Genomic DNA, 17,354 nt, shown 5'->3' on the forward strand with positions numbered 1-17,354 from the left:
GAACAGGAGGTGGGAAGATGGCGGAGAGACCCCGCGGAAAACAGCCCATCCGTTTTGACAGCGGCCGGGGCCGCGATGATTCCGTGCGCCGTGCGCCGCCGCCCCGGCCCCCCATCCAATATACCCAGAGCGGCAATATGAAGGGCTACGAGGAGGAGATTATGCCCCCCCGGCCGGTGCATACCCCGGTGGACAACGGCATCGAGTTTCCCACCCAGCCCCGGCAGACCCCGCCCGCTGGCCGGCGCAGGCCGACCCAGCGGAAAGGCCAGCCCCAGAGGAATGGCCGCCCCCGTCGCCCTGCCCGCAAAAACCAGGCGGCCCGCCCCCCGCAGAGCGCCGCCCGGCGGGAGGGCACCAAAAAGCGGAAGATCACCCGGGCCATGCTCCGCCGCCGCCGGCTCTACCGGCGTCTGACGGCGCTATTGCTGCTGGTGGCCGTGGTGGCGGCGGGCATCTACCTGACTATGACCATGCTGTTCAAGATCAGCGCCATCGAGGTGCGCAATGCCGAGGGCGAGTTCTTGCAGCAGGCGGGGGCCTATTCCAGCGAGGAGGTTCTGCAAGTATTGGGCCTCCAGCTGGAAGAAAATATCTTTAGTTTCAGCGCCGAGGAAAAAGAGGCGATCCTCGAGCAGCAGCTGCCCCTTTTGGAGCAGATCGATGTGATCCGCCGCTACCCCGGCACGGTGGAGGTTCGGGTCACCCCGGCGGTGCCCACCTACGCCATCCAGACCTCGGCCGGCTGGCTGACCATCTCGGCCAACCTCAAGGTCATCTCTTCCGGGGCCGAGCAGCCTGACCTGCCGGTCCTCTACGGCGGCGAGCCCGCCTCCACCCAGCCCGGCGTCCAGCTGAGCTACCTCACCCCTGCGGCAGAGGGGGAGGCCGCCTCCGGTTCGGCAGCTGCCTCCCAGACCGAGGGAGAACAGACCGACACCCGGCTGGAAGTGCTCCAAACCATCTTGGGAGTTCTTTCGGAGCGGGGACTGCTGGCCGGGGTGACCCGGATCGAGTTTGAGGACCCCGAACAGATCGCCTTCCTCTATGAGGACCGGATCAGCGTCCTTTTGGGTACCCTCAACGGGCTGGATTACAAGATGGACTACACCCAGTATCTGCTGCTCAACACCGACGGAAAGGGCTGTGCCCCCACCGACACCGGCGCGCTGGATTGCAGCCACCTGAAGACCGACGGTACCTTGCAGGCCATCTTTGCCCAGGGCGAGCCGGAGCTGCCCTCGGGCTATGTGGTGCCGGAGCCCGTGCCCGAACCCGAACCCCCGGTGGAAACCGCCGATCCGGCCGCCCAGCCGGAAACCACAGCGGACCCTGCGGCACCGGAGACTTCCGGTGCCGAGACTACGCCCGAGACCGCCCAGCCGGAGGCTGGGCAGACGCAGCAAACCGAAACAAATCAGTGAGGAGCGTTTTTGAGTATGAAGCTTTCACAGTTGACCGAAGGGGTCGAGTTTACGCTGGTCCAGGGCAGCCTGGATACCGAAATCACCGATATCATCTATGACAGCCGCAAGGCCGGGCCCGGGCTGCTCTTTTTCTGCATTGTAGGCACCCAGCGGGACAGCCACGACTTCGCGGCCGACTGCGCAGCCAAGGGGATCAGCGCCCTGGTGATCCAGCACGACATCGACCTGGCCCCGCTGGCCGGGGTGACGGTGCTGAAGGTGGAGAACAGCCGGTACGCCATGGCGCTGATGAGCGCCAATCTCTTCGGCAACCCCTCCCGCAGTCTGACCATGATCGGCGTCACCGGCACCAAGGGCAAGACCACCACCACCCATATGATCAAGAGCGTGCTGGAAGCCGCCGGGCGGAAAGTGGGCCTCATCGGCACCAACGGCGTCTCCTGCCCGGCCTTCCATCGGGATACTGCCAACACCACCCCCGAGAGCTACGAGCTCCAAAAGATTTTCCGGGAGTTTCTGGACGCGGGATGCGACACCGCTTTGATGGAGGTGTCCAGCCAGGGCCTGATGATGGACCGGGTGGCCGGGATTCACTACAACATCGGCGTCTTTACCAACCTTTCCCCCGACCACATCGGCCCCGGCGAGCACGCCAGCTTTGAGGAGTACCGCAGCTGGAAAGGCCAGCTGTTCAAGCGGTGCGACGTGGGCATCGTGAACATTGATGACCCCAACACCGAGGCCCTGCTGGAGGGTCACACCTGCCGTCTGGTGACCTACGGCCACAGCGAGGGGGCCGACTACCGGGCAGGGGACTATGAGCTGCTCCGCACCCAGGATTTCCTGGGGGTGAAATTCCCCGTCACCGGCAAGGACAAGATGGAGGTCCAGGTCAATATGCCGGGGGCCTTCAGCGTCCACAATGCCCTGGCCGCCCTCTGCGTGGGCAAAGAGCTGGGTCTGCCGGACGAGGCCATCCACGCGGGTCTGGCCTCCTGTGTGGTCAAGGGCCGGGTAGAGCTGGTGCCCATCAGCAAAAAGTTCACCATCCTGCTGGACTACGCCCACAACGAGGTCTCCACCGAGAGCCTGCTCACCACCCTGCGGGCCTACAAGCCCAACCGGCTGGTGGTGGTCTTCGGCTGCGGCGGCAATCGCTCCAAGCTCCGCCGCTACGGAATGGGAGAGATCTGCGCCAAGATGGCTGACTTCTCCATTCTCACCGAAGACAACAACCGCTTCGAGAAGATCGAGGACATTCTGGCCGACATCCGGGAGGGGATGAACCGGGGCAACCCGGACGCCCCCTTTGTGGAGATTCCCGACCGTCTGGATGCGCTCCACTACGCCGTGGACCACGCCCAGCCCGGGGATATCATCGCCGTGATTGGCAAGGGCCACGAGACCTACCGGGATCGGATGGGAGAGAAAACCCCCTTCCTGGAGCGGGAACTGCTGGAAGAATACGCCGCCCAGATCGGCCTGGAATAATAAAACAACAAAAAGCGGGCCTGCCCTCCGATGGAGGGGCAGGCCCGCTTTCTCTATGGGGTTTTAGGGAGGCAAAAGAATGATTAGAGCACCCGCACCCGGATCACTGCCGGGACAGCGGCCAGCCGGTCTTTCAGGCCCTGATCCACCGCACCGGTGACGTCCAGCATGGTGTAGGCCATCTCTTTTTTGCTCTTATTGACCATGTTCTCGATGTTCAGCCCCGCCTCGGTGGTCAGGGTGGTGATCTGGCTGATCATGCCCGGCTCGTTCCGGTGGATGATGCAGATCCGCTTGCCGCCGGCCCGGGGCTGGTTGACCTCCGGCAGGTTGACCGAGTGGGTGATGTTGCCGTTTTTCAGGTAGTCGCTCAGCTCCTGGGCGGCCATGACGGCGCAGTTGTCCTCGGCCTCGGGGGTAGAGGCGCCCAGGTGAGGGGTGCAGAGGACGCCCGGTTTGCCCAGCAGCTCCTCGCAGGGGAAATCGGTCATATAGGCGGCTACCTTGCCGGTTTCCAGGGCTTCCAGAATGGCCTCGTTGTTCACCAGCTCGCCCCGGGCGTAGTTCAGCACCTTGACGCCGTCCTTGCACAGGGCCAGGGTCTGGGCGTTGATGGTGCCCCGGGTGGTGGGCAGGTAGGGAACATGGATGGTCAGGTAATCGCACAGGGGGAGCATATCGTTCAGGTTGACACAGTGGTGAACCTGGCTGCTCAGGTTCCAGGCAGCGTCAATGGAGATGTAGGGATCGTAGCCGTAGACCTCCATCCCCATGGCGATGGCCCGGTTGGCCACCCGGGAGCCGATGGCGCCCAGGCCGATGACGCCCAGGGTCTTGCCCTGAATCTCGTTGCCCACGAACTGCTTTTTGCCCTTCTCCACGCTCTTGGAAAGGGCCGGGTCCCCCGCCAGGGTCTGGGCCCACTGGGCGGCGGCGGGGACGTTCCGGCTGCCGGCGATCAGCATGCCCATCACCAGCTCGGCCACCGCATTGGCGTTGGCGCCGGGGGTGTTAAAGACGACGATGCCCTGCTCGCTGCACCGGTCCAGAGGGATGTTGTTGACGCCGGCCCCGGCCCGGGCGATGGCCAGCAGATTCTCGGGGAAGGTGGTGTTCAACAGATCCGCGCTGCGGACCAGGATGCCGTCCGGGGTGTCGGTGTCGGCGTCCACCTCAAACAGGTTCTTGGGCAGTTTGGCCAGGCCCACCGGGCTGATGGCGTTCATGGTCTTGATGGTAAACATAGCGGTAAATCCCCCTCTGGCTTATGCGTTCTTTTTGCGGAAATCGTCCATGAACTGGACCAGCTTGTCGATGCCCTCCGGCGGCATGGCGTTGTAGATGGAGGCCCGCATGCCGCCCACCAGGCGGTGGCCCTTCAGGTTGACAAAGCCTGCCTCGGCGGCCTCGGCGCAGAACTTTTTGTCCATGTCGGCGTTCGGGCTGGTGAAGGTGACGTTCATGGTGCTGCGGTACTTGTGCTCCACGGGGTTATGGAAGAAGTCCTGGCTGTCCAGGTAATCGTAGAGCACCTTGGCCTTGGCCTCGTTGATGGCCTGCATCTTGGCCAGGCCGCCGATCTCGTTCTCCAGATAGTGGAGCACCAGGCCGGTCATGTAGATGCACCAGCAGGGCGGGGTGTTGTACATGCTGTCCTTTTCCAGCAGGGTGGTGTAGTTCATCATGGTGGGGACGGTGTCGGCGGCGTGGCCCAGCAGGTCCTCCCGTACAATGGCGATGGCCATACCGGCGGGGGCCACGTTCTTCTGAACGCCGAAATAGATGCAGCCGTACTGGCTCACATCCACCGGCCGGGAGAGGATCATGGAGCTCATGTCCGCCACCAGGGGGATACCCTCCACCTGGGGGATCTCCACAAACTGGGTGCCGAAGATGGTGTTGTTCTGGCAGATGTGGATGTAGCTGGCGTCTTTGTCGTAGTCGATGGCCTTCACGTCGGGGATGTAGGTGAAGTTCTTGTCCTTGCTGGAGGCCACGATCTTCGCCTCGCCGAACTTGGCGGCCTCTTTGGCAGCCAGATTCGAGAAATTGCCGGTGACGATGTAGTCGGCCTTGCCGGTGGTCATAAAGTTCAGGGGCACCATGGCGAACTGCTGGGTGGCGCCGCCCTGGAAAAAGCCCACTTTGTAGTTGTCGGGGATGTTCATCAGCCGCCGGAGAGAAGCTTCGGTGTCGGCGATGATCTGCTCGAACCACTTGCTGCGGTGGCTCATCTCCATGACGCTCTGGCCGCTGTTGCCATACTCGAGAAGCTCGGCCTGGGCCTGTTTCAGGACCTTTTCGGGCAGCATGCTGGGGCCTGCGCTGAAATTGTATACTCGTGCCATAATCGAACGCTCCTTTTCTCTATTTCAGGGGCCCGGCGGTTTCCCTCAATAGCGTCGCCGGGCGGTTTCAACGGTGGGTTGTGAGGATAGTATACCGGGTTTGGGATGGACAAAACAAGAGCCCATTTGCACAAAAAATGCAGAGCTTGTCAGCGGTGAAAGCACAGAACATACAAATGTCCTTGATGGAAATACATAAATAAAGACAAATGTAAAAATAACAAGAGCTGCGGGCCGTAATACCCTGAAAAAACTCTTGCTCGCGACAGTAAAATCGTGTAAAATAAAAATATCAAAGACACTTGTAAAAGAAAAAAGAAGGGAGGCGGAGCTGTTGTACGGGATTCCCGACCAACTCAAAGCTCTTTCGTCGTCGGAGGAACAGGTCCTGCTGGCGCTCTGGGCCGCCGGCCCCCGGGCGGCCCGCCGGGAGATCGGGGAGCAGCTGCCGGGCAAACACTGGGCGGATGCTACGATCTTAAACTTCCTTTACCGCTTGGAGGCCAAGGGCTGGGTTAAAAGCGAGAAGGAAGGCAACCGCAATCTCTATACCCCCACCATCACCCGCCGGGCCTACGGGGTCTACTGCATGAAGGAACGGCTGGAGACCTTGTTCGGCGGGGACCTGCCCGCGGCGGTGCGGGCCCTGGTCAGCGAGAGCAGCTGCACCCAGGGCCAGCTGGAACAGGCGGTCCGGGTGCTGGAAGAAAAATACGCCGAAGCCGGGGAATACGACTTCTACGATTAAAGGAGGAAATACCATGGATTGTAAATTGCATGCCAAAGGCTGCGGCGGCTGCCCCCTGCTGGGGGTAGAGTATTCCGCTCAGCTGAAACAGAAGGAAGATAAAATCCGGGCCCTGCTGGGCAAATACGGCCCGGTGCGGCCCATTCGGGGGATGGAACACCCCTGGCACTACCGGAACAAGGTGATCTCCACCTTTGCTCCCGGCCCGGGCGGGCGGCTGGTATCCGGCATCTATGCGGCGGGTACCCATAAGGTTCTGCCGGTGGAGGAGTGCCTCTTGCAGGATGAACAGCTGGACAAGACCATGCAGGCGGTGCGGGCGGCGGCCAACGCCTGCCATTATACCCCCTACCAGGAGGACAAAGGCACCGGCCTTCTCCGCCATTGCCTGCTCCGCCGGGGCTTTGCCACCGGTCAGATCATGGTGGTGCTGGTCACCGGTCAGCCGGTGCTGCCGGGGGCGAAAAACTTTGTCCGGGCTCTGCTGGCCGAGGCAGAGCAGCGGGGAGTTACCGTCAATACGGTGGTCCAGAACTATAACCCCCGCCACACCAGCGCCGTTTTGGGGGACACCGAAAAAGTCCTCTACGGCAAAGGATTCATTTTGGATGAGCTGTGCGGCAAACGATACGCCATCAGCCCCCGGAGCTTCTACCAGGTCAACCCGGTTCAGACCGAGGTTCTGTACAACCTGGCGGTGAAGGCCGCCGGTTTGACCGGGGCCGAAACGGTGTTGGATGCCTACTGCGGCATCGGCACCATCGGTCTGACCGCCAGCGGCCAGGCCCGCCGGGTGGTGGGCGTAGATGTCAACGCCGACGCCATTCGGGATGCCATCGGCAACGCCCGGCACAACCAGGTGCAGAACGCCCGATTCTTTGCGGCGGACGCCACCCGCTGGATCGCCGAAGCCGCCGACGGGGGACAGTGGGCGGATGTGGTTCTAATGGACCCGCCCCGTGAGGGTTCCACCCCGGCTTTTTTGGAGAGCGTGGCCAAGATGGGCCCCCGGCGGGTGGTCTATGTGAGCTGCAACCCTGAGACCATGGCCCGAGATCTGGCCCTTTTGACCCGGCGGGGCTACCGGGCCGAGTATTTCATCCCGGTGGATATGTTCCCCCACACCGAACACATTGAGACGGTGGCCCGGCTGGTCAAGACCGGAGAGGGACAGAAAAGACGGTGATAAACCAAAAATAGAAGCTGTTTAGGAAGAGTTCTTATTTAATATGGCGGGCAGTTATGTTATAATGAGACCAAAGCTCGATGAAATGACCCGTACAAGCGGACAGGAGGCGATATCATGCATGTGCAATGCAATACCCCCGCGGGTCAGGAAGCCGCGGCCCTGACCAGCTTTATGGCCCACAAACATTATTGCGAAAACGATGTCGAAGCGCTGATCGGCCTGATGGACGAGGAAATCGTCTGGCTGGGCACCGGCGAGGAGGAGTATGCCGTCGGCCGGGAAAACGTGATCGAGATTTTCCGCCAGTTTGAGGGGCAGGTCCCCCGCTGTATTATCTGGAACGAGGAATACAACGTACTGGAACTTGCGCCGGAGATCTTTTTGTGCGGCGGCCGGCTGTGGATCAAAACCGATGCAGCCACTGGAATCAGTCTGCGGGTTCACCAGCGGATCACGACGGTGTTCTGCCGTCGGGGCGGGCGGCTTTGCTGCGGTCACATCCATATTTCCAATCCCTAGGAGGATACGGCCCCCGAGGATACGGGGTTCCCCATCAAGATGGCGCTGGAATCCTACCAATACCTTCAGGAACAGGTGGAAGAACAGAAACGGCAGATTGCAACCCAGACGGCCATCCTCGAGCGGATGAGCTACGAGGATACCCTGACCGGGGTGTACAATCGCAACAAATTCAACGAGACACTGGATGCCGTCTTTGAAGAGGACGTCCCCATGGGGGTGGCCTGCTTTGACCTGAACGGCCTGTGAAAGAAGTGAATGACCAATGGGGCCACAGCGCCGGGGACCGGCTGATCTGCCGGGCGGCCGAACAGCTGCGGGCGGTGTTCCCGGGGCGGGTCTACCGCACCGGCGGCGACGAATTCGTGGTGGTGGACCGTCAGTGCGGAGAGGAAGAATTTTATGCGGCCATCCGTGCCCTGGAGCGAGAGCTGACGGCCCATGAGGTCAGCTGTTCAGTGGGGGCGGTATGGAGCTCGGTTTGCCGCAGCGTCAAGGAACAGTACGACGAGGCCGACCACCGGATGTACGAGGAAAAACGCCGCTTTTACAGCCAAGGCCAGCACGACCGCCGGCGCAAAAAGGACTGATTGCCTCGGGCGGCAGGGATAAATCCCGGCTTGTGCCAAACAATACCCTTGTTGTTTGCTGCAAGGAGGTACAAAATTATGTGCACAGCGTTTACGTTCCAGAAAGGCAGCCTGTATTTTGGGCGGAATATGGATCTGGAATGCCATTTCGGGGAGGCGGTGGTCATTACCCCCCGCAATTATCCCCTCTCCACCAAACAGGCTGGGGTTCTGCCCTCCCATTACGCTATGATCGGGATGGCCAACACCACCGGCAACTACCCTCTCTATGCCGAGGCCGCCAACGAGAAGGGCCTGTGTATGGCGGGGCTGAACTTCCCCGGCAACGCCTGGTATCGGCCCGAGGGCCGGCCGGGGCGGCGGGCGCTGGCCCCCTATGAGCTGATCCCTTATCTGCTGGGCAGCTGCGCCACCCTGGCCCAGGCCCGGCAGATGCTGGAAACCGTGGATCTGATCGCTGTTCCCTTCGGGCCCGGGCTGCCCCTGGCCCCGCTGCACTGGATTCTGTCCGATGCCTCGGGCAGCCTGGTGGTGGAGCAGACAGAAGAGGGGATGCAGATCTATGATAACCCCTTCGGAGTGCTGACCAATAACCCGCCTTTTCCCTTCCATCGGGAGAACGTCCGCCAGTATCTGCCCTTGTCGGCCTGTCCGCCCCGGAACAATTTCTGCCCGCCGGTGGAGCTGACCCCCTTCGGGCAGGGGGCCGGGGCCTGGGGCCTGCCGGGAGATTTTTCCTCGGCGTCCCGGTTTATCAAGACCCTGTTCTGCAAGACCCACAGCGTCTGCGGGGAAGACGAGGCTTCCTGCGTGTCCCAGGTGCTCCACGTGCTGGATGCGGTGGCCATGGTGCGGGGGGCGGTGGTGACGCCGGAGGGGGCCCCTGACCAGACCAACTATTCCTGCTGCATCAATGCCACGGAGGGCGTGTACTATTACAAAACCTACGACAACAGCCGGGTGACCCGGATCGCCCTCACCCCCGAGCGGGGCCAGGGGCTGGAGCTGATGGTCTTTCCGCTGCGGAAGGACGCCGATTTTTTGGAAGAGTGACAACAAATCACTGGCAGATCTTGTCTTGATCTGCCGAAAGAATATTGAAAAACAACGGAAGACAGATGAAAATCTACCACAATCCTGGCAAAAATTAACTTTTTGTGAACGTTAGCACTCTATGCTTGACAGTGCTAAAAAACGTGCTATAATAAAGCCGTACCCAGAGGAAAGGCACCGAGGAACAAAACCCCGGGGCCCTGGGTCACAAAAAAGATTATGACCGACGCAATGCCGGGATTGGAGGAAGATTTTATGTTGATGCCTGCACTTTTCCATGAAAATTTGTTCGACGATTTCTTCGATCCGTTCTGGAGCGACCGCAGCCTCGAGCGTGCGATGGACCGTGAAACCCGCAGTGTTTTCGGCAAGCGCGGTGAGAATATGATGAAGACCGACGTCAAGCAGACCGATACCACCTATGAGGTGGCGGTGGATCTGCCCGGCTGCAAGAAGGAAGACGTCCAGATGGAGCTGAACAACGGTTATCTGACCATCCAGGCGGTCCGCAGCCACAACAACGACCAGACCGATGAGAACGGCCGGTATATCCGCCGGGAGTGCTTCACCGGCAGCTGTGCCCGCAGCTTCTATGTGGGCGACGCCGTCCGCAAGGAGGACATCCGCGCCAAGTTCGAGGATGGTATCCTGCACATCACTCTGCCCCGCAACGAGCAGCCCAAGCAGCTGCCCGCCAACCCCAATCTGATCGAGATTGAGTAATCCCCGCCCCCCAGAGGGGCCCAAAAACAGATAAAACCGCCCCCGGAGAGGCTGCCTCTCCGGGGGCGGTTTGTTGTTTGTGTGGGGGAAACGGCGGCTTACAGCTTCTCGCCGGTCAGCAGCTCATAGGCCTCCAGATACTTGTCGATGGTCTTGTCGATGACCTCCTGGGGCAGGTTGTAGTCGCTGTCGGGGTTGGCCTTGAGCCAGTCGCGGACAAACTGCTTGTCGAACGAGGGCTGGCCGTGGCCCGGCTCGTAGCCCTCCAGGGGCCAGAAGCGGGAGGAATCGGGGGTCAGCATCTCGTCGCCCAGGACAACGTTGCCCTCCTCGTCCAGACCGAACTCAAACTTGGTGTCGGCGATGATGATGCCGCGGCTCAGGGCATAGTCGGCGCACTTCTTGTACAGAGCCAGGGTGTAGTCCCGCAGCTTGGTGGCGTATTCCTTGCCCTTGCCGGGGAAGACCTTCTCCAGCACGTCGATGCTCTGCTCGTAGGAGATGTTCTCGTCGTGGTCGCCCAGGTCGGCCTTGGTGCTGGGGGTGTAGATGGGCTCGGGGAGCTTGTCGGACTCGCGCAGGCCCTCGGGCAGGGTGATGCCGCAGACCTTGCCGGTCTTCTGGTAGCTGGCCCAGCCGCTGCCGGTGATGTAGCCCCGGACGATGCACTCGATGGGCAGCATCTTGAGCTTGCGGCAGAGCATGCTGTTGCCGGTGAACTGGGGCTGACGGAAATACTCGGGCATATCGGCGGGGTCCACCGAGATCATGTGGTTGGGCAGCAGGTCGCGGGTGTAGTCGAACCAGAACTTGCTCATCTGGGTCAGAACGGTGCCCTTTTTGGTGATCTTGTTTTTCAGGATGACATCGAACGCGGAGATCCGGTCGGTGGCGACCATAATCAGGCTGTCACCGTTGTCGTAAATTTCGCGGACCTTACCTTCCTTGACGGGCTTGAACTCGGTCATAGCAAAACACTCCATTTCCCTAATATGGTGTTCGGCCCGGGCGCCGGGCCCGAGCGTGAAAGTCTTACAGGATTATAGTATCATATCTGAGAATAATTGAAAAGAAACAGAATGGGAGGAAAAGCCGCCCGAATTTGTCTCTTTCTAGTGAAAACTGCAAAAAATGAGCTGAAAATCCGGGGGTCAGGGCAGCAAAAGTCACACTTTTTCTCCATTTTGGAAGATTGGCGCGAAAAACACTCGGAAACTTTGGTCAAAGAACGAATGGACGCGGCCGGGCGGATTGGGTACTATAAAAGAAAAGAGGGCCGCCCGCCGGGCGACGGCGCCGGCGGCCAAGCACTTTTACAGGAGGCAGAGAGAAAATGAGCAAGTTCCCCAAAGGCTTTTTGTGGGGCGGCGCCACCGCCGCCAACCAGTGTGAGGGCGGCTGGCAGGCCGACGGCAAGGGCATCGGCGTGCCCGACACCATGACCGGCGGCACCGTCAGCACCCCCCGGATGTTCTATAAGGAGATCCGGCCCGACATCTACTACCCCAGCCATGAGTCCATCGACATGTACCACCGCTACCTGGATGACATCAAGCTGTTCGGCGAGATGGGCTTCAAGTGCTACCGTCTGTCCATCAACTGGACCCGTCTGTTCCCCAACGGCGACGAGCTGGAGCCCAACCCCAAGGGCGTGGCCTTCTACCGCTCCATCTTCGAGGCCCTGAAGGCAGAGGGGATCACCCCGCTGGTCACCCTGTCCCACTACGAGTTCCCCTATAACCTGTGCCTGAAGTGGAACGGCTGGGCCGACCGCCGGACCATCGACTGCTTTGTCCGGTACGCCGAGACCTGCTTCAAGGAGTACGGCGACATCGTCAAGCTGTGGCTGACCTTCAACGAGATCAATATGGGCCTGATGGACCACATCGGCCTGTTCTCCACCGGCGTCATGCCGGAGCAGGAGCCCTGTGTAGCCATCAGCTTCGGCGGCGAGGAGAGCCACGCCCACAAGCAGACCCGCTACCGCGCCCTCCACAACCAGTTTGTGGCCAGCGCCAAGGTGGTGCAGCTGGCCCACGCCATGGACCCCGAGTTCAAGATCGGCTGCATGATCGCGGGCAGCTGCGTCTACCCCCTGACCTGCAACCCCGACGACATCCTGGCCGCCCAGCGTGAGATGTACAAGGGCAACTACTACTGCGGCGACGTGATGGTCCGGGGCGCTTACGGCGCTATGGCCAAGCGGATCCTGAAAGAGGAGCAGATCGACCTGGATATCCAGCCCGGCGACGAGGAGATCCTCAAGAAGGGCACCGTGGACTTCTATTCCTTCAGCTACTACTCCTCCAACTGCGCCACCGGTGCACCCCAGGAGGCCGAGGCCACCGGCAACCTGAGCGTCGGCGCCAAGAACCCCTACCTCAAGGCCAGCGACTGGGGCTGGACCATCGACCCCAAGGGTCTGCGGTACTACTGCAACGAGTTGTACAACCGCTACCAGAAGCCCCTTTTCATCGTGGAGAACGGCCTGGGCGCAGCGGATGTGCTGGAAGAGGACAAGTCCGTCCACGACTCCTACCGGATCGACTATATGCGCCAGCATATGGAGCAGATGGCCGAGGCCATCGAGGACGGCGTCGAGCTGATGGGCTACACTTGCTGGGGCTGCATCGACCTGGTCAGCGCCGGCACCGGCGAGATGAAGAAGCGCTACGGTATGATCTATGTAGACAAGAACAACGACGGCTCCGGTACCCTGGACCGTTACCGCAAGGACAGCTTCTATTGGTATAAGAAGGTCATCGCTTCCAACGGCGAGGATCTGGCATAACTGAATCTTTCGAGGCCGCTGCATCGATGCAGCGGCCTTTTTTTGCCCAAAAGCCTTGACAACCCGGATCAAAAAGGGTATATATTTGATAGCGAACTGTTGCACATAGAACAGTTTTGAATTAAAACAAAAACAAGAAGGTGAAGATCCATGACAGATACTTCCGCAGAAGAAAAAAATCACCCCTGCTGCAACCACCCGCAGCAGGGGGAGCTCCCCCAGGTGATCGCGGCTCAAATGCGGCGGGTGAATAACCTGATTGCCCGGCGGATGAATGTATACAGCAAAGCCAACGGGGTGGAGGATATCACCCCCATGCACGCCTGGATCATGTCTTATCTCTACCGCAACCGGGAGAAGGAGATCTACCAGCGGGACATCGAGCGGGATTTCTCCATCACCCGCTCCACCGTCACCAACATCCTCCAGCTGATGGAGCGCAAAGGCTATATCTGCCGCCAGAGCGTGGCCCACGACGCCCGGCTCAAACGGCTGGAGCTGACCGACGCGGGCATCCGGATCCACGAACAGATGATGCTCTCCCTCCACCAGACCGACGAGTATATCAAAAGCCTGCTGACCGAGGAGGAAAACGCCGAGATGCTCCGGCTGCTGAATAAGCTGCGGGAAGCCCTCAAATAGCCCTGAAATATCCCAAAAATTGGAAATGTGAACAAATTTCAAAATTTTTTTAAAACACATTGACAAAAGAATGGTTTCTGCTTATTATGTTTCATACCGAACAAACTATACTGGGAGGAATGACGAATGATTAAAAAACTTGCGTCACATCTGGGCAAGTACAAACGAGCCTCGATCCTGACGCCGACCCTTTCCGCGCTGGAAGCAATCATGGACGTTTTGCTCCCGCTGCTGATGGCGTTCATCATTGACGAAGGCATCTCCAAAAATGATATGGGCGCTATTTTAAAATACGGTCTGCTTACATTCCTGGTGGCGGCGGTGGCGCTGGCCCTGGGCATTTTGGCAGGCCGTTTTGCTGCGGAGGCATCCACCGGTTTTGCGGGCAACCTGCGCGATGCGATGTATGAGAACATCCAGCGGTTCTCCTTCTCCAACATCGACAAGTTCTCCACCGCCGGCCTGGTCACCCGTATGACCACCGACGTGACCAACCTGCAGAACGCATTCCAGATGATCATGCGGATGTGCGTGCGTGCCCCGGTTCATCTGATTTTTGCCCTGATCATGGCCTGCATGATCAATGTACATCTGACCGGTATTTTCATCGTGGCCATCATCTTCCTGGTGGTGCTGCTGGTGGGCATCATGGTCCCCACCTTCAAACTGTTCGACAAGGTGTTCAAGAGCTACGATAACCTGAACGCCTCGGTGCAGGAGAACGTGGCCGCCATCCGTGTGGTCAAGAGCTTTGTCCGCGAGGGCTACGAGAACGAAAAATACTCCAAGGCCTGCGATTATCTGTACAAACAGTTTGTCAAGGCTGAGAGCCGCCTGAGCTTCAACAACCCCGCCATGCTGACCGCCGTCTACGGCTGCAACCTGGCCCTGAGCTGGTTCGGCGCCAACTTCGTGCTGAAGGGCACCATCACCACCGGCCAGCTGAACGCGCTGTTCGGCTACGTCATGAACATCCTCATGTCCCTGATGATGCTGAGCATGGCGTTCGTTATGCTGTCCATGTCGGCTGCTTCCGCCAAGCGTATTGTGGAAGTCCTGGACGAGAAGACCGACCTGGGCGAGCCCGAGAAGCCGGTGTTCGAGATGAAGGACGGCGGCATCGAGTTCGACCACGTGACCTTCAAGTATAAGCACGGTACCGGCAACGCGGTGCTCACCGACATCAACTTCACCATCAAGCCGGGCGAGACCATCGGCATCATCGGCGGCACCGGCAGCGCCAAGTCCAGCCTGGTGCAGCTGATCCCCCGTCTGTACGACGTGGACAGCGGCGCAGTGCGGATCGGCGGCGTAGATGTCCGGGATTACGATATGGATCTGCTGCGCAAGGATGTCTCCATGGTGCTCCAGAAGAACGTTCTGTTCTCCGGCACCATCCTGGATAACCTGCGCTGGGGCGACGAGAACGCCACCGAAGAAGAGTGCATCCAGGCCGCCAAGCTGGCCTGTGCCGATGAGTTCATCGAGCGGTTCCCCGACAAGTACAACACCTGGATTGAGCAGGGCGGCTCCAACGTGTCCGGCGGCCAGAAACAGCGCCTGACCATTGCCCGCGCTCTGCTGCGTAAACCCAAGGTCCTGATCCTGGATGACTCCACCAGCGCCGTGGATACCGCCACCGACGCCAAGATCCGCCGGGCCTTCCGGGAGCAGATCCCCAATACCACCAAGATCATCATTGCACAGCGTATCTCCTCGGTGCAGGATGCGGACCGCATCCTGGTGCTGGACAACGGCCGGATCGACGGCCTGGGCACCCACGAGGAACTGCTGGCAACCAACAAGATTTATCAGGAAGTCTACAACAGCCAGATGCAGGGCGGCGGAGACTTCGACAAGCAGGGAGGTGAGCTGTAATGGCGCAGGCAAAAGTGATCAGCGGCCCGGCAGGCCGCGGCGGCATGGGACGGCCCCGCCCCAAGGTCGCCAACCCCGGCAAACTGCTGAAACGGATTATGGGCGAAGTGTTCAAAAACTATCTGCCCCATTGCATCATTGTTCTGATCTGTATTTTCCTCAGCGCATTTGCGAACGTCCGGGCCAGCCTCTTCCTCAAGACTCTGGTGGACGACTATATTGTGCCCATGACCAGCCAGGAGGTGCCGGACTTCGCCCCGCTGGCCGGTGCGCTGGTTAAGGTGGGCTGCATCTACCTGGTGGGCATCCTGGCCGCCTGGTGCAACGCCCGCATTATGGTCAACGTGACCCAGGGTACCATGCGGAACATCCGTATTGAGCTGTTCAGCCACATGGAGACCCTACCCATCCGGTACTTTGACACCCATCCCCACGGCGATATCATGTCGGTGTACACCAACGACGTGGATACCCTCCGCCAGATGATCAGCCAGAGTATTCCCCAGCTGATCTCCAGCGTTATCACCATCGTGTCGGTCTTCGTCAGCATGTGCCTGATGAGCATTCCCCTGACGGTGCTGACCATGTGCATGGTGGCCCTGATGCTCTTCTGCTCCAAGAAGCTGGCCTCCATGAGCGGCAAGTACTTCATCAAGCAGCAGACCGACCTGGGCGTCGTCAATGGCTACATCGAAGAGATGCTGGACGGCCAGAAGGTGGTCAAGGTCTTTACCCACGAGGAGAAGGCCCTGGAGGGCTTCCGGGAGCGGAACGCCCAGCTGACCGAGAGCGCCAAGCTGGCCAACGGTTACTCCAACATGATGATGCCTGCCAACGCCCAGCTGGGCAACGTCAGCTACGCGCTCTGCGCTCTGGTGGGCGCTCTGCTGGCTGCCGGCGGCATCGGCGGCGTCACCCTGGGCACTGTCATGGCCTTCCTGGCCCTGAACAAGAGCTTCAATATGCCCATCACCCAGGTCTCCATGCAGGCCAACAGCATCGTCATGGCTCTGGCTGGCGCCGAGCGTATCTATAAGATGATGGATGAGCCCAGCGAGACCGACGACGGCTATGTCACCCTGGTGAACGCCAAGTACGACCGGGAAGGCAACCTCACCGAGACCGAGGAGCGGACCGGCATCTGGGCCTGGAAGCACCCCCACCACGACGGCACCCTGACCTACACCAAGCTGGAGGGCGATATCCGGTTCAACAGCGTGGACTTCGGCTATGTGCCCGAAAAGACCGTTCTGCACGAGATCAACCTCTACGGCCTGCCGGGCCAGAAGATCGCCTTCGTCGGTTCCACCGGCGCCGGCAAGACCACCATCACCAACCTGATCAACCGGTTCTACGACATCCAGGACGGCAAGATCCGCTACGATGGCATCAACATCAACAAGATCAAGAAGTCGGATCTGCGAGCCAGCCTGGGCATCGTGCTCCAGGATACCCACCTGTTCACCGGCACCGTCATGGACAACATCCGCTACGGCCGGCTGGATGCCTCCGATGAAGAGTGCATCGCGGCGGCCCGCCTGGCCAACGCCGACGGCTTCATCAAGCGTCTGCCCGACGGCTACAACACCATGCTGACCGGCGACGGCGCCAACCTGTCTCAGGGCCAGCGCCAGCTGCTGGCCATCGCCCGGGCGGCGGTTGCCGATCCCCCGGTGCTGATCCTGGACGAGGCGACCTCCTCCATCGATACCCGCACCGAGGCCCTGGTTCAGGCTGGTATGGACGGCCTGATGTATGGCCGCACCACCTTCGTCATCGCTCACCGTCTGTCCACCGTTCGGAACTCCGACTGCATCATTGTTCTGGAGCAGGGCCGGATTATCGAGCGGGGCAACCACGACGAGCTGATCGCCAAGAAGGGCAAGTATTACCAGCTCTACACCGGCAACCTGGAGGACTAAACGCTCTGGGAAAACGGTTCCTGCAAACAAGAA

Annotated in this window: 17 protein-coding genes; 14 read left to right on the top strand and 3 right to left on the bottom strand. The window is 60.2% G+C overall.

Annotation, left to right across the window (positions count from 1 at the left end; translation table 11 throughout):
- Nucleotides 1–17 precede the first annotated feature (17 nt).
- Nucleotides 18–1,424: a cell division protein FtsQ/DivIB gene (locus tag JCM17207_RS02480; RefSeq protein WP_238316091.1), complete on the top strand. Its 1,407-nt coding sequence runs from the start codon at nt 18–20 to the stop codon at nt 1,422–1,424.
- 15 nt (nt 1,425–1,439) lie between these two features.
- Nucleotides 1,440–2,918, top strand: a complete 1,479-nt coding sequence (locus JCM17207_RS02485) for a UDP-N-acetylmuramoyl-L-alanyl-D-glutamate--2,6-diaminopimelate ligase (RefSeq protein WP_238316092.1) — start codon at nt 1,440–1,442, stop codon at nt 2,916–2,918.
- A gap of 83 nt (nt 2,919–3,001) precedes the next feature.
- Here JCM17207_RS02485 and JCM17207_RS02490 read toward each other — a convergent pair whose 3' ends face one another.
- The gene (locus tag JCM17207_RS02490; RefSeq protein WP_238316093.1) at nt 3,002–4,162 is read right to left on the bottom strand and encodes a phosphoglycerate dehydrogenase; all 1,161 of its coding nucleotides are present in this window, start codon (nt 4,160–4,162) and stop codon (nt 3,002–3,004) included.
- A 21-nt stretch (nt 4,163–4,183) separates the two neighbouring features.
- The gene (serC, locus tag JCM17207_RS02495) at nt 4,184–5,266 is read right to left on the bottom strand and encodes a 3-phosphoserine/phosphohydroxythreonine transaminase (RefSeq protein ID WP_238316094.1); all 1,083 of its coding nucleotides are present in this window, start codon (nt 5,264–5,266) and stop codon (nt 4,184–4,186) included.
- Between the two features lie 334 nt (nt 5,267–5,600).
- On the opposite strand from serC, the gene JCM17207_RS02500 reads away from it, so the two are divergent.
- The 7 genes from JCM17207_RS02500 (at nt 5,601) to JCM17207_RS02530 (ending at nt 10,088) form a co-directional block, all read left to right on the top strand.
- Nucleotides 5,601–6,014: a BlaI/MecI/CopY family transcriptional regulator gene (locus JCM17207_RS02500; RefSeq protein ID WP_238316095.1), complete on the top strand. Its 414-nt coding sequence runs from the start codon at nt 5,601–5,603 to the stop codon at nt 6,012–6,014.
- A gap of 13 nt (nt 6,015–6,027) precedes the next feature.
- The gene (rlmD, locus tag JCM17207_RS02505) at nt 6,028–7,200 is read left to right on the top strand and encodes a 23S rRNA (uracil(1939)-C(5))-methyltransferase RlmD (RefSeq protein ID WP_238316096.1); all 1,173 of its coding nucleotides are present in this window, start codon (nt 6,028–6,030) and stop codon (nt 7,198–7,200) included.
- 117 nt (nt 7,201–7,317) lie between these two features.
- On the top strand, nt 7,318–7,722 hold the full coding sequence (locus JCM17207_RS02510; RefSeq protein ID WP_238316097.1) for a nuclear transport factor 2 family protein: 405 nt from the start codon (nt 7,318–7,320) through the stop codon (nt 7,720–7,722).
- A gap of 39 nt (nt 7,723–7,761) precedes the next feature.
- Nucleotides 7,762–7,971 (top strand): GGDEF domain-containing protein, encoded by a 210-nt coding sequence (locus JCM17207_RS02515; RefSeq protein WP_238316098.1) that lies wholly within the window; start codon nt 7,762–7,764, stop codon nt 7,969–7,971.
- Complete coding sequence (locus tag JCM17207_RS02520; protein ID WP_238316099.1) at nt 7,968–8,312, top strand: GGDEF domain-containing protein; 345 nt, start codon at nt 7,968–7,970, stop codon at nt 8,310–8,312. Before JCM17207_RS02515 ends, JCM17207_RS02520 begins: the two co-directional genes overlap by 4 nt.
- Before the next feature lie 78 nt (nt 8,313–8,390).
- Nucleotides 8,391–9,365: a choloylglycine hydrolase gene (bsh, locus tag JCM17207_RS02525; protein WP_238316100.1), complete on the top strand. Its 975-nt coding sequence runs from the start codon at nt 8,391–8,393 to the stop codon at nt 9,363–9,365.
- A 255-nt stretch (nt 9,366–9,620) separates the two neighbouring features.
- Entirely contained in the window at nt 9,621–10,088 is a 468-nt protein-coding gene (locus JCM17207_RS02530) for an Hsp20/alpha crystallin family protein (RefSeq protein ID WP_238316101.1), read from the top strand.
- Between the two features lie 98 nt (nt 10,089–10,186).
- Here the strand turns inward: JCM17207_RS02530 and JCM17207_RS02535 are convergent, their stop codons facing one another.
- On the bottom strand, nt 10,187–11,056 hold the full coding sequence (locus JCM17207_RS02535) for a phosphoribosylaminoimidazolesuccinocarboxamide synthase (protein ID WP_238316102.1): 870 nt from the start codon (nt 11,054–11,056) through the stop codon (nt 10,187–10,189).
- Between the two features lie 147 nt (nt 11,057–11,203).
- On the opposite strand from JCM17207_RS02535, the gene JCM17207_RS02540 reads away from it, so the two are divergent.
- From JCM17207_RS02540 to JCM17207_RS02560, 5 genes are all read left to right on the top strand, one after another.
- Nucleotides 11,204–11,425: a hypothetical protein gene (locus JCM17207_RS02540; RefSeq protein ID WP_238316103.1), complete on the top strand. Its 222-nt coding sequence runs from the start codon at nt 11,204–11,206 to the stop codon at nt 11,423–11,425.
- A complete protein-coding gene (locus JCM17207_RS02545; protein WP_238316104.1) occupies nt 11,422–12,879 on the top strand; it encodes a glycoside hydrolase family 1 protein in 1,458 nt (485 codons plus the stop codon). The genes JCM17207_RS02540 and JCM17207_RS02545 overlap by 4 nt, the downstream gene beginning before the upstream one ends.
- 150 nt (nt 12,880–13,029) lie before the next feature.
- A complete protein-coding gene (locus JCM17207_RS02550; protein WP_238316105.1) occupies nt 13,030–13,521 on the top strand; it encodes a MarR family winged helix-turn-helix transcriptional regulator in 492 nt (163 codons plus the stop codon).
- 126 nt (nt 13,522–13,647) lie between these two features.
- Nucleotides 13,648–15,399: an ABC transporter ATP-binding protein gene (locus tag JCM17207_RS02555; RefSeq protein ID WP_238316106.1), complete on the top strand. Its 1,752-nt coding sequence runs from the start codon at nt 13,648–13,650 to the stop codon at nt 15,397–15,399.
- Nucleotides 15,399–17,321, top strand: a complete 1,923-nt coding sequence (locus JCM17207_RS02560; protein WP_238316107.1) for an ABC transporter ATP-binding protein — start codon at nt 15,399–15,401, stop codon at nt 17,319–17,321. Before JCM17207_RS02555 ends, JCM17207_RS02560 begins: the two co-directional genes overlap by 1 nt.
- Nucleotides 17,322–17,354 lie beyond the last annotated feature (33 nt).

The organism is Faecalibacterium gallinarum (assembly GCF_022180365.1).
In the GTDB taxonomy this organism is placed as follows: domain Bacteria; phylum Bacillota; class Clostridia; order Oscillospirales; family Ruminococcaceae; genus Faecalibacterium; species Faecalibacterium gallinarum.